The organism is Kitasatospora sp. NPDC058046 (genome assembly GCF_042885595.1).
In the GTDB taxonomy this organism is placed as follows: domain Bacteria; phylum Actinomycetota; class Actinomycetes; order Streptomycetales; family Streptomycetaceae; genus Kitasatospora.
Map to the genome: position 1 here is coordinate 234,311 of NZ_JBHVRS010000001.1, position 12,604 is coordinate 246,914.

Below are 12,604 nucleotides of genomic sequence, written 5' to 3' on the forward strand. Positions count from 1 at the left end.
CAAACCGGCCCTCCGCCGCGCCGTGCTCCGGCCCGGCCGGTCCGTTGCTCATCGTGCGCTCACGGCTTCCACTCGACGGCCAGGTTCGGCGCCGGGCTGCCGCTCGGCGGGACCTGCATGGTCTTCAGGGTGAACTCCATCACCTGCTTGAACACCGGGCCGCACAGCTGGCCGCCGAAGTGGCCGTTGACCGGGCCCTGGAGGGTGCAGGAGACGGTGTAGCGGGGGGCGTCGGCGGGGGCGAAGCCGATGAAGGAGGCGGTGTAGCCGTCGTAGCCCTTGCCGTCGGCGGCGCCCCGGTCGGCGGTGCCGGTCTTGCCCGCGACCCGGTAGCCGGGGATGGCGGCCTTGCCGCCGGTGCCCTGCTCGTCGTCGACGACCGACTCCAGCATCGAGGTGAGGGTCTTGGCCGTCTCCGGGCTGACCACCCGGGTCTGCTCCCCCGGCGCGCTCGGGGCGTACTTGCCGTTCGGGTCGGTGACGCCCTGGACGATGCTGGGCGCGACCCGCACCCCGCCGTTGGCGATGGTCGAGTAGACCGAGGTGGCCTGGAGCGCGTTCATCTGCAGCGGGCCCTGGCCGAAGGAGATGTTGTACTTCTCCGAGGCGACCAGGTCCTCCGGCTTCTTGAGCATCCCGGAGGTCTCCCCGGGGAAGCCCAGACCGGTCGGCTGGGCCACCCCGAACTTGCGCATGTAGCCGTCCAGCACCTGGTTGGTCTTCAGCTGGTCGCCGCCGCCGAGGGTCTCGACCGCCTCGATGGTGCCGATGTTGGAGGACTTGGCGAGCACCCCGGCCAGGGTCAGGTGCCAGTCGCCGTGCTCGACGTCGTCCTTGAACTGCTGCCCGGCCCGGACCAGCCGGTTGGGCACGGTCACCTTGGTGTCCCAGTTGGCCGTACCGGAGTCCAGCACCGCGGCCAGGCTCATCAGCTTGGCGGTGCTGCCCGGTTCGTACGCGTCGACCAGGGCCGGGTTGCCCATCTGGGACTGCTTGGCCAGGCTCAGGTCGTTCGGGTTGAAGCCGGGCGCGGTGGCCATCGCGAGGACCTGGCCGGTCTTCACGTCCTGGACCACCACGTAGCCCTTCTCCGCGCCGGAGTTGGCCACCTGGTCGGTGATCGCCCGCTGGGCGGCCCACTGGATGTCCCGGTTGATGGTCAGCTTCACGTCGTCGCCCGGTACGGCCGGCTCCATCGAGCCCCCGGCGGTGGGCACCAGCCGCCCGCCCGACTGGGCGTAGCTGCTGTGGCCGTCCTTGCCGGCCAGCAGCTTCTGGTACTGCTGCTCCAGGCCGCCGGCGCCCTCGCCCTCGGCGTTGACGAAGCCGACCAGGTTGGCGGCCAGGCCGTCCGCCGGGTAGATCCGCTTCTGGGTCTCCCGGTTGAACACCCCGGCCAGCGGGTTGGCGCACTCGTTGTCCACCCGGGTGCGCCCGCCCTGGTCGGCGGGCTTGCCGAGCAGCTTCTTCTGGGCCTGGCAGGCCCGCGAGCCGGCCTGCTTCTCCAGGCCCGACTTGAGGTCGCTGATCTGCTTCTTGGCGGCCGGGGTCTGCTGGGCCGCGAGCCGCTTGTAGCGGGTCTTGGGGGTGTGCAGGTCGGTGGCGATCTTCTCCTTGGGCACGCCGAGGATCGGCGACAGCAGCGCGGCCGCCTGCTCCGGCGCGTCCGGGATGCCGGTCGCCTCCGGGGTGAACATCGCCGGGTCGGCGGTGATGTCGTACGCGTCCACGGTGGCCGCCAGCGCGACCCCGTCGGAGGACGTTATCGAGCCGCGTTCGGCGGTGATCGGGATGTTCATGTAGCGGTTGGTGTTGGCGTCGGCGGCCAGCGCGTCGGCGTCCACCAGCTGGAGCTGCACCAGGCGGCCCGCGAAGACGGAGAACACCAGCGACAGCACCACGGAGATCACCCGCAGCCGGCGCTTCGGCTCGGCCAGCTTGAGCGCCTTGGGGCGCAGCGGCGGACGGCTCTTCGGGCGCACCGCCGCCTGGCTGCGGGCCGGCGGGCGCCCCTCGGGGCGGCGCTGCTGCGGCGCCCGCGGGGTACGGCCGGCGGAGGCCGACTTGGCGGGCTGGGCCTTGGCCGACTGGCTGCGCGCGGGCTGGCCCTTCGCGGGCTGGCTGCGGGCGGGCTGGGCCTTGGCGGGCTGGCTCCTGGCCGGCTGCCCCTTGGCGGGCTGGGCCTTGGCGGGCTGACCGCGGCCGGCGGCGGACTGCGCGCGCGGCGCGGTGCCCCGGGGCACCGGACGGCGGCCGTTGCCGCTGCCGGAACCGCCGGTCCCGCCCGGCTGACGTGGAGTGCTCATGCGGCCACCTCGCCGCGCTCGCCGGGCGCCTCGCGCCCGTCACCCCTTCTGACGGTCCACTGGCTCATCGGCCCGCGCCTCCGTTCGGCTTCGCGGCCGCGGCGGGCGAGACCGGGTTGAGCTGGATCACCGAGTCGCCGGCGGACGTCGCCGGGGCCGGTGCGGGCGGCGGCGCGGCCGGCGAGGGGGCACCGCCCGGCTGCGGCGCGGCCGGTGACGGCCCGGCGGCGGGCTGGGCCGCGCTCGGCTGGGCGGCACCGGAGGGGGTCCTGGTCGGCCACGGCTCGGCCGTGGAGCGCTTGACCGGCGGGCTGTCCTGCGCCGGGCCGGGGGTGCCGACCACCTTGCCGCCGTTCGGGACGTCCAGGAAGGCCATCCCGCCGGCCGGGACCATGCCCAGCTCGGCGGCGCGCCTGGCGAGCGCGTCCGGGGCCGAGCTCTGGTCGATCTCGTGCTGGAGGCTCTGCTGTTCGTCGGTCGCCACGGTGGTCTGCTTCTGCAGTCGGGACAGCTCGAAGGAGCCCTCGTTGAGTGCGGTGTTCAGCGCGAGCAGGCCGAGCAGCCCGGCCGCCAGCAGCACCACGACGAGCACCGCGAACGGTGTGCGCCTCCGTACCGGACGCCTGCCCGGCCGGACCGTGATCCGCGCCCTGCCCTGCCCGGGGAGTCCTCCCCGCCCCGCCCGGACCTCACCGGCCACCGGCCCCACCGCTTTCCTCCGCCCTTCGGACCCCGCCGGGCCGGTTCGTCAGCCCCGCTTGCTTCGGTCCCTGATCCTCTCCGCCACCCGCAGCCGTACGGGCGCGGCGCGCCGGTTCTCCTCGATCTCCTCCTCGGTGGCCAGCTCGGCACCGCGAGTGATCAGTTTGAGCCAGGGCTGGTGCTCCTCCGGGATGAACGGCAGCCCCGGCGGAGCGGTGTTGGTCGCACCGGCGGCCAGGTACTGCTTGACGAGCCGGTCCTCCAGCGACTGGTAGGACATCACCACGATCCGGCCGCCGATCGCGAGGACGTCCAGCGCCCCCGGGATCGCCCGGTCCAGGACCTCCAGCTCGCCGTTGACCTCGATCCGCAGCGCCTGGAACGTCCGCTTGGCCGGGTTCCCGCCGGTCCGACGGGTCGCCGCCGGAATGGCGTTCCGCACCAACTCGACCAGACGCGCGCTGTTGGTGAACGGTTCCTTCTCCCGCTCCCGCAGGATCGCCGAGGCGATCTTCCCGGCGAACCGCTCCTCGCCGTACACCTTGAGGATGCGGGCCAGGTCGCCGTGGCCGTAGGTGTTCAGCACCTCCGCCGCGCTGATCCCCCGGGTCTGGTCCATCCGCATGTCCAGCGGCGCGTCCTGCGCGTACGCGAAGCCGCGGTCCGCCTCGTCCAGCTGCATCGAGGAGACGCCGAGGTCGAACAGGACGCCGTCGACCCGGTCGATGTCCAGGCGCTCCAGCACCTCGGGGATCTCGTCGTAGACGGCGTGCACCAGGGTCGCCCGGTCGCCGAAGGGGGCCAGCCGCTCGCCGGACAGCTTCAGCGCCGCCGGGTCGCGGTCCACCGCGACCAGCCGCACCTCCGGGAACTGGGTCAGCAGCGCCTCGCTGTGCCCGCCGAGGCCGAGGGTGGCGTCCACCACGACGGCCCCGGGGCGCGAGATCGCCGGTGCGAGCGCGTCCATGCACCGCTGGAGCATCACCGGAACGTGCTTGGGGCCCGGTTCGTTGGTGGTCATGCGCGGTGGCGCCCTTCCTCGGTGCGGAGCAGCCCGACGTCCGGGAGCTGCGACCATTCTCGCCCACCGTGCCCCGGCACGACGAAGCGGCCCGTGGTCCCCGCCCGCTCGAGGGGAAGGTCGTGACCGCCCGGCGCCGGGGAAGGTGCGCCAGGTGGGCACGGAGCGGGAGGAGGCCACGGGCCGCTTCGACCGGGCCGCACCGGCCGGGGAAGCCCCGTTGACGGGCCCCGGCGGGTGTGCTCCACTGCGCCGCAAACTCTATCGCGCGGCCCCTGCCAGTCAATGGCCCGCTCCGGCGCACCACCCGGGCGGCGGTACGGATCACCGCAGGTCGCGGCCCTCGGGGCGGACCGGCGGCGGTCCGGATCGGGGGCCTTCGGCGGCGGGCGCGCGCCCCCTGGCCGCCCCGCGTGCGGGGTCGGCGGCGGCCGCTCCGGGAGCAGCTCCCGTTGTGGCGATGCACCCGATCACGGCCCGCCGTTCTGTAGCTCCCGGCCCCACCGCGCGGGCCCGATCCGCACTAACGTCGCCCCCATGACAGTGACACCCGACCGGCCCTCGCCGAACGCCGCTGCCGACCCTGCCAGACCCACCGTCATCGACCGCTTCGTCACGGCCAACCGCGCCTACGCGGTGACCTTCCGGGACGGCGGCATGGACGCCCGCCCGGTGCAGAAGATCGCCGTGGTCGCCTGCATGGACGCCCGACTCGACCTGTTCGCCGCGCTCGGCCTCGAACTCGGCGACGCCCACGTCATCCGCAACGCCGGCGGCGTCGTCACCGACGACACCATCCGGTCCCTGACCATCAGCCAGCGCGCCCTCGGCACCCGCTCGATCGCGCTGATCCACCACACCGGCTGCGGCCTGCTCGGGCTGACCGAGGACTTCCGCCGCGAGCTGGAGCTGGAGGTCGGCCAGCGCCCGCAGTGGGCGGTGGAGGCCTTCGTCGACCTGGACGGCGACGTCCGCCAGTCCATGCAGCGCGTCCGCACCTCTCCCTTCCTGCCGCACACCGACGACGTCCGCGGCTTCGTCTTCGACGTCCACACCGGCCTGCTCCGCGAGATCGACTGAGCGACCCGCCCCGACCCTGCCCGGCCGACGGTGTCCGGGCATTCGGGCACCGCCGAATGGTGACTTCTGGCCATCCCGCGGGGGAGAATGCGCCTGCCGGTCGGACCCCGAACCACCTGGGGCGGCCAGGCCGCAGGCCGCCTTCCCGGCCGCCGGCTCCTCGTTCGGAACCGCCCCCGGGACGGCCGCGTCAAGCATGGGGTGGGGTCCGGCCTCGGGACGGGGCGGGCACAGGGTGCCAGGGAGCGTATACGGGTGACGAGCTACAAGGATCAGGCCGGACTCGGCAGTCCCGCGGGGGGCGAACCGCAGCGGGCGGGCGGGTTCCGGCAGACCGGGCTCCCCGAACTCGCCGCGGTCGTGGACCGCGTGCGCGGCAACGTCGAGAGCGTGATCGAGGGCAAGCCGGAGGCCGTCCGGATCGCCCTGACCGTCCTGCTCGCCGAGGGCCACCTGCTGCTGGAGGACGTGCCCGGCGTCGGCAAGACCATGCTGGCCAAGGCGCTCGCCCGCTCGCTCGACTGCACCGTGCGCCGCATCCAGTTCACGCCCGACCTGCTGCCCTCGGACGTCACCGGCACCAACATCTACGACCAGCAGCGGCACGACTTCGAGTTCCGCCCGGGCGCGATCTTCGCCCAGGTCGTGGTCGGCGACGAGATCAACCGCGCCTCGCCGAAGACCCAGTCGGCGCTGCTGGAGTCCATGGAGGAGCGCCAGGTCACCATCGACGGCACCAGCTACGAACTGCCCTCGCCGTTCATGGTCGTGGCCACCCAGAACCCGGTCGAGATGGAGGGCACGTACCCCCTGCCGGAGGCCCAGCGCGACCGCTTCATGGCCCGGATCTCGATCGGCTACCCCAGCCCCGAGGCCGAGCTCGCGATGCTCGACACCCACGCCGGCGCCAGCCCGCTGGAGGACCTCCAGCCGGTCGCGCACGCCTCCGACATCCTCAAGCTGATCGACCTGGTCCGCACCGTGCACATCGCCGACCCGGTCCGCCGCTACGCCGTCGACCTGGTCGGCGCCACCCGCACCAGCCCCGAGCTGCGCCTGGGCGCCTCGCCCCGCGCGACCCTGCACCTGGTCCGGGCCGCCCGCGCCGCCGCCGCGCTGGACGGGCGCGACTACGTCACCCCCGACGACATCCAGCGCCTCGCCGTCCCGGTCCTGGCGCACCGTCTGATGCCGACCGCCGAGACCCAGCTCAGCCGCCGCACCTCCGAGCAGATCGTGGCCGACCTGGTCGCCCGGCTGCCGCTGCCGCGCCCGCAGGGCGGCCCGGCCGTCCGGAGGGGCTGAGGTGGCCCAGTCCGAATCATCGGGACTGCGGGCCGGGTTCCGCGGTCTCACCACCCGGGGGCGGTCCTTCCTCGCCGCCGGGGTCACCGCGGTGGCCTGCTCCTACCTGCTCGACCAGGACGCCCTGCTGCGCGTCGGCGTCCTGCTCGCCGCGCTGCCGCTGGTCGCCGTGGTGGTCGTCGCCAACACCCGCTACCGGGTGGCCAGCGGACGCCGGCTCAGCCCGCGCCGGGCGGTCGCCGGCCAGGAGGCCCGGGTCCACCTGCGGGTCGACAACGTCTCCCGGGTGCCCACCGGGGTGCTGCTGCTGGAGGACAAGGTCCCGTACGTGCTCGGGCCGCGCCCGCGCTTCGTGCTGGACCGGGTCGAGCCGCGCGGCCACCGCGAGGTCTCCTACCGGGTCCGCTCCGACCTGCGCGGCCGCTACCCGCTCGGGCCGCTCCAGCTGCGGCTGGCCGACCCGTTCGGGATGTGCGAGGTGACCCGCGCCTTCACCGCCTCCGACGTCCTCACCGTCGTCCCCCAGGTCCAGGCGCTGCCGTCGGTACGGCTCAGCGGCGAGTGGATCGGCCAGGGCGAGAGCCACAGCCGCACCCTGGCGCTGGCCGGCGACGACGACGTGATCCTGCGCGAGTACCGGCCCGGCGACGACCTGCGCCGGGTGCACTGGCGCTCCACCGCCCGGTACGGCGAGCTGATGGTGCGCCGCGAGGAGCAGCCGCAGCAGGCCCGGGCCACCGTCGTGCTGGACACCCGGGAGATCGCCCACCGGGGCAGCGGCCCCGCCTCCTCCTTCGAGTGGGCGGTCGGCTGCGCCGCCTCGGTCGCCGTGCACCTGCTGGAGCGCGGCTACCAGACCCGGCTGCTCACCGACACCGGGCTGTCGGTGCCCGGGCCGGGCGCGGGCGGCAGCCACAGCGGCGCCGACACCTCCGGGCTGGTCCTGGACGCCCTCGCGGTCGCCGACCTGTCCGACGGCGGCACCCTGTCCCGCGCCGAGGACCCGCTGCGCGCCGGCGGCGAGGGCCTGCTGGTCGCCGTCCTCGGCGAGCTGGACGACGCCCAGGCCACCCGGCTGGGCCGGCTGCGCAGCCGCGCCGGCGGGGCGATCGCCTTCCTGCTGGACACCGGCACCTGGGCCGGCCTGCGGATGCTCGCCCCGGACACCGGCGGCGACGACTTCCGGGCCCGGGTCCAGCAGCTGCGCGAAGCCGGCTGGACGGTGATCCCGGTACGGGCCGGGGACTCCGTACCGGACCTGTGGCGGGCCGCCGACGGCAGCCGGACGACCGCCCCCTACCGAGAAGAGGCCGGCGCGTGACCACCCGGGCCAAACTGACCGCGTACTCGGCGCTGGCCACCGCCCTCGCCGCGCTGTGCATGATGCCGCTGCTCACCACCCGCAGCTGGCTCACCCACGCCCTCCTGGTGATCGCCGTGGTCGCCGCGGCCGGCGCGGGCCTGCGCCGCGCCCCGGTGTACCGCTGGACGGTGCCGCTCGGGCAGTTGCTGGTCCTGCTCCTCCTGCTGCTGCTCGGCTTCGCCGGCGAGGGCGGGATGCTGCCCGGCCCGTCCGCGCTGCGGGTCCTGGACCAGGTCTTCACCACCGGCCTGGACGACATACAGCAGTACGCCATCCCGGCTCCGCCCACCGCCGGACTGCGGCTGATCCTGGTCTCGGCGATCGGGCTGATCGCCGTCGCGGTGGACACCGTCGCGGTGACCTACCGGCGCTCGGCGCTGGCCGGGCTGCCGCTGCTGGCGCTGTACTCGGTCGGCAACGGCCTGGCCGGGGAGCACGGCAGCTGGGTCTGGTTCGCCGTCGCCGCGGCCGGCTACCTGCTGCTGCTGTTCGCCGAGGGCCAGGACCGGGTCTCCCGCTGGGGCCGGGTGTTCTACGGCGGTGCGCGCGGCTCGGTGGAGTCCGGCCGGGTCAGCCCGGGCGGCCGGCAGGTCGGCGTGCTGGCCCTGGCGGTGGCACTGCTGCTGCCGGTGGTCCTGCCGCACTGGAGCTTCGGGCTGCTGAACTCCGGCTCCGGCGGATCGGGCGGCAAGGGCGTCGGCGGGAGCCTGTCGACCAGCCTCGACCCGCTGGTCAGCCTGGAGGCCGCGATCTCCAAGCCGACCGACGCGGAGCTGCTCAGCTACACCCTGGACACCCCGCTGGCCGACCAGGTCTACCTGCGGACCGGCTCGCTCGACCAGTTCGACGGCGTCAACTGGCGGCTCGGCAGCACCACCGTCCAGGACCTCCCGGCGGCCCTGCCCGCCCCCGAGGGCCTGCGCGATCCCCAGGTGGCCCGGTTCGAGGGCGACTTCAAGGTCGACGAGCGGCTGGGGGGGAGCTGGCTGCCGATGCCCTACCCGGCCGCCTCCGTCCAGCTCCCCGACCGGAGCGCCTGGAAGCTCGACCCGCTGACCCGTACCGTCCTGCCGACCAGCGACAAGGCGATCCGCGGCCTGAGCTACCACGTCACCGCCCTGGACGTGCGGCCCACCGCCAACGAGCTGCGCCTCGCGGGCACCGCGCCGTCGGACATCAGGGAGCGCTACACCGCCCTCCCGACCGACCTGCCGCCGGTCGTCGCCGAGCAGGCCAAGGCCGTCACCGCCGGCGCGAAGAACGACTTCGACCGGGCGACGGCGCTGGTCAACTGGTTCACCGGGCCGGGCTTCACGTACGACACCGCCGTCAACGGCGGCACCGGCAGCAACGCCATCGCCGTCTTCCTGCGCGACCGCCGGGGCTTCTGCGTGCACTTCGCCTCCACCATGGCGGCGATGGCCCGGGAGCTGAAGATCCCGGCCCGGGTGGCCGTCGGCTTCACCCCCGGCGACAGCAAGGGCGGCAACGTCTACTCGGTGACCGGCCGGATGTACCACGCCTGGCCCGAGCTGTACTTCACGGGCTACGGCTGGCTGCGCTTCGAGCCGACCCCGAGCCGCGGCGTCCCGACCCGCTACACCGAGGCGTCCACCGCCCCGACCACCGCGCCGACCCAGCAGGCGACCGCCGCCCCGCAGACCGCCTCGGCCGCCCCGCTGCCGAGCTCCGGCTCGGACTGCACCGCCAAGCAGCGCCAGCTCGGCGAGTGCGGTTCCAAGGACAAGGCCGTCGCCAAGACCGCCGAGGAGTCCTGGCTGCTCTCCGGCCAGGTGCTCGGCACCCTGGCCGCGGTGCTCGCGCTGATCGCCCTGCTGCTCGTCCCGATGGTCTGGCGCGCGGCCGTACGCCGACGCCGGCTGGGCGGCGGCGGGCGGCGCGGGCCCGGCGGGAGCGGAGCGGCGGAGCTGACCGACGCCCAGGTGCTGGCCGCCTGGGACGAGCTGGTCGACTCCGCCTGGGACCTCGGAATTCCCCCGGACGAGTCACGCACCCCGCGCTCGGCGGCCCACCGGATCACCGAGAAGGCCCACCTGGACGCGGATTCGGCGGCGGCCACCGGCCGACTGGCGCTGGCCACCGAGCGGGTGCTCTACGCCCCGCCCGGGCAGCCCGTCACCGAACCGCTGGCCGCCGACGTCCGCACCGTTCGGCGCGGGCTGCGGGCGGCCGCCGGCCGGGCCGGACGGACCAGGGCGCTGCTGCTGCCGCCGTCCTCGGCGCAGCTGTGGTGGCGGATCTCCGACGCGGCGCGGGCGGCCCGGGCGACGGCCGGTGCCGCGGTCGGCCGGGCGGTCGAGGCCGTCTCCGCGCCGGTGCGGCGGGTCCTCACCCGGGGCAAGGGGTCCACCCCGGAGTCCTGACCCGGGGGTTTCCCTTCCGGACACGAAGCCGGGGCGGGCAGTCGATCGACGGCCCGCCCCGGCTTCGTACGTATCGGCCGAGCGGCTCAGAACCCGCCGGTCTGCTCGTCCCGGCGGCGCTGCCAGCGCTGCTCCACCCGGTCCATCATCCCGGCCTTGCGGCGCGGGGCGGCGGCCGGACGGGCTCCGGCGCCCTGGCCCGCGGGACCGCGGCGCCAACCGGTCACGGCGAACACCGCGCACCCGAGCATCACCAGGAAGCCCACGACGCTGACCCAGATCTGATCCGGTACGACCATGCCGCCCATCAGCAGACCGATGCCCACCACGAAGCCGGCGACGGCCAGGTAGACCCGCCGACGGGTGTAGGTGCGCAGCCCGGTTCCCTCAAGCGCAGACGCGAATTTGGGATCTTCGGCATACAGCGCTCGCTCCATCTGGTCGAGCAGTCGCTGCTCGTGCTCCGAGAGCGGCACGGAGTCCTCCTACTCGTCGGTCGCGGGTGCGACCGGTCCGCCCACCCCGGTCGGGGAGGCAAGTCCAATCAGCCTTGGGGCACACGGTCGGACGCCCGTGCGGGGGACCCGGCCCGTGTCGTCCATATGCCCCACGCGTCCGGCTGTCATGCTTTCCGGCTTTACCCAGATCATACGGTCCGTGGGCCCGTTACGGGGTGGTCTGCGCCGCGTGGGACGGGCCACTTCGAGCGGGGACGGCCGCATCGGAGTCAACGCGCCACGCCCCGGACAAGTGCCCGATCGGATGGAATCGTCCCGGACCTGGGGAGGTTTGCCGCCGGGCGGTGCCGCCCGGCCGCCGCCGGGCCCGGAAACGGGCGGGCCACCGAGGGGTCACGGCGCGGGAACGGGCGGGCCTCCGGGGCGCGAACCACCGCCGTACGGCGGGCAAAAAAAACCGTACGACGGCGGAGGCGCGCGTGAAGGGGCGCGCGGGCCGGGAGGGGCGCCTCAGGCCAGGGTGGCCAGCAGGTGCAGCTGGGTCGCCACGGCGTGGAAGGCGGGCTGCGCGGCGGCGGCCTCCTCCAGCTTCAGCAGCGCGTCCAGCGCGCCCGGCTCGGTGTCCACCAGCACGCCGGGGACGAGGTCGGAGAAGACCCGTACGCCGTGCACCGACTGCACCCGCAGGCCCGCGGCCTCGGCCAGCCGGCCCAGCTCCTCGCCGGTGAAGCGGCGCGGCATCGGGTCCTGCTCGCCCCAGCGGCCGTCGGCGGCGGACAGCACGGTGCGGGCCTCGGTGAAGTGGCCGGCCAGCGCGCGGGCCAGCACGGCGCCGTTGCGGTTGGCCGCCAGCAGGCTGACCACGCCGCCCTTGCGCAGGGCGCCCGCCAGGCTGCCGAGCGCCTCGGCCGGGTCGTCCACGACCTCCAGCACGCCGTGGCAGAGCACCGCGTCCACACTGCCGGGGGCGACCAGCTCGGGCAGGGTCTGGGTGTCGCCCTGGACGGCGCGCACCAGGTCCGTCACACCGGCCTCGGCGGCCCGGCGCTCCAGGGCGAACAGGGCGTCCGGGCTCGGGTCGACCACGGTGACGCGGTGGCCGAGCTTGGCGACCGGCACCGCGAAGTTCCCGGTGCCGCCGCCGGTGTCGACCACGTCGAGCACCGGCTGGTCCAGCTCGGCCGACCGCTTCTCCAGGGCCGCCCGGACCACCTCCCACACCACGGCGGTACGCAGGGCACTGCGGGGACGCGTCGGGTACAAGGTGGGACTCCTTGGCACGTGCAGTTCGATCAGGTTGCCTCCACCTTAGAGCCTGTCCCAGGGATCCTTGCCGGGCCCACGACGCCGTCCGACGGGAGCCGGGGCGGGGGCGGCGCGGCGTGCAGGCCGAGCAGGCGCTCGACCAGACGCAGGAAGAGGGCGGAGTTGCGGACCAGGTCGTCGGCGTCGCGGGCCGAGGCGGCGCCCCTGATCCCGGCCTCGGCGGCGGCCCGGCGGCGGGCGCCGGCACCGTAGTAGACCGCCCACTCGGCGAGCTCCGGGGCCACCTCGGGCAGCACCTCCCAGGCGCTGCGGATGGCCTTGCGCCGGCGCGGGCTCTTCTCCGGGCGGCCGCGCACCGCCAGGACGGCCGCCACCGTGCGCAGCGCGGCCAGGTGGGCGGTGGCGTAGCGCTCCAGCGGGTCCTCCAGGGCGCGGGCACGGGTGAGGGTGCGGTGGGCGTCGGCGAGCAGGTCGAGGGCGGCCGGCGGCGCGGCGACCCGGCGCAGCACGGGGTGGACGTCGGCTCCGGCGGGGCGCCCGGCGGACGGGCCCGGGAGCTGCGGCGGGGCGGCGGAGTGGAGGCGGGCGGTGACGGGCTCAGGACGGCTGACGGTCATGGTCTCCCCCGTTCCGAGGCAGCGCGCGGACCGGGTGGTCCGTGCCCCTCCATCGTGAACGGCACCACTGACAATCCGGCCGGGCCGGGCGCGCCCCGGGCG

General features: G+C 74.9%; 10 protein-coding genes. 4 read left to right on the forward strand and 6 right to left on the reverse strand.

Features of this window, described 5'->3' with window-relative positions; translation table 11 throughout:
• Window positions 1–59: 59 nt before the first annotated feature.
• The 3 genes from ACFVU7_RS01095 to rsmH form a co-directional block, all read right to left on the reverse strand.
• On the reverse strand, window positions 60–2,306 hold the full coding sequence (locus ACFVU7_RS01095) for a penicillin-binding transpeptidase domain-containing protein (RefSeq protein WP_388043659.1): 2,247 nt from the start codon (window positions 2,304–2,306) through the stop codon (window positions 60–62).
• A gap of 64 nt (window positions 2,307–2,370) precedes the next feature.
• The gene (locus ACFVU7_RS01100; RefSeq protein ID WP_380741661.1) at window positions 2,371–2,898 is read right to left on the reverse strand and encodes a hypothetical protein; all 528 of its coding nucleotides are present in this window, start codon (window positions 2,896–2,898) and stop codon (window positions 2,371–2,373) included.
• 156 nt (window positions 2,899–3,054) lie between these two features.
• Entirely contained in the window at window positions 3,055–4,029 is a 975-nt protein-coding gene (gene rsmH, locus ACFVU7_RS01105; protein WP_049651922.1) for a 16S rRNA (cytosine(1402)-N(4))-methyltransferase RsmH, read from the reverse strand.
• Between the two features lie 537 nt (window positions 4,030–4,566).
• On the opposite strand from rsmH, the gene ACFVU7_RS01110 reads away from it, so the two are divergent.
• From ACFVU7_RS01110 to ACFVU7_RS01125, 4 genes are all read left to right on the forward strand, one after another.
• On the forward strand, window positions 4,567–5,109 hold the full coding sequence (locus tag ACFVU7_RS01110) for a carbonic anhydrase (RefSeq protein WP_049651923.1): 543 nt from the start codon (window positions 4,567–4,569) through the stop codon (window positions 5,107–5,109).
• 360 nt (window positions 5,110–5,469) lie between these two features.
• Window positions 5,470–6,414, forward strand: a complete 945-nt coding sequence (locus ACFVU7_RS01115; protein ID WP_107086444.1) for a MoxR family ATPase — start codon at window positions 5,470–5,472, stop codon at window positions 6,412–6,414.
• A 1-nt stretch (window position 6,415) separates the two neighbouring features.
• Complete coding sequence (locus tag ACFVU7_RS01120; RefSeq protein WP_049651925.1) at window positions 6,416–7,735, forward strand: DUF58 domain-containing protein; 1,320 nt, start codon at window positions 6,416–6,418, stop codon at window positions 7,733–7,735.
• Window positions 7,732–10,161: a DUF3488 and DUF4129 domain-containing transglutaminase family protein gene (locus ACFVU7_RS01125; RefSeq protein ID WP_388043661.1), complete on the forward strand. Its 2,430-nt coding sequence runs from the start codon at window positions 7,732–7,734 to the stop codon at window positions 10,159–10,161. Before ACFVU7_RS01120 ends, ACFVU7_RS01125 begins: the two co-directional genes overlap by 4 nt.
• Before the next feature lie 86 nt (window positions 10,162–10,247).
• On the opposite strand, the gene ACFVU7_RS01130 is transcribed toward ACFVU7_RS01125, so the two are convergent.
• The 3 genes from ACFVU7_RS01130 to ACFVU7_RS01140 all read right to left on the reverse strand — a co-directional run bounded on the left by ACFVU7_RS01130 (window position 10,248) and on the right by ACFVU7_RS01140 (window position 12,502).
• The gene (locus tag ACFVU7_RS01130) at window positions 10,248–10,637 is read right to left on the reverse strand and encodes a DUF3040 domain-containing protein (RefSeq protein WP_074000911.1); all 390 of its coding nucleotides are present in this window, start codon (window positions 10,635–10,637) and stop codon (window positions 10,248–10,250) included.
• Between the two features lie 492 nt (window positions 10,638–11,129).
• Window positions 11,130–11,882, reverse strand: coding sequence for a methyltransferase domain-containing protein (locus ACFVU7_RS01135; protein WP_049651928.1), 753 nt, complete (start codon window positions 11,880–11,882; stop codon window positions 11,130–11,132).
• Window positions 11,883–11,911: 29 nt separating this feature from the next.
• The gene (locus ACFVU7_RS01140) at window positions 11,912–12,502 is read right to left on the reverse strand and encodes an SAV_6107 family HEPN domain-containing protein (RefSeq protein ID WP_074000909.1); all 591 of its coding nucleotides are present in this window, start codon (window positions 12,500–12,502) and stop codon (window positions 11,912–11,914) included.
• Window positions 12,503–12,604 lie beyond the last annotated feature (102 nt).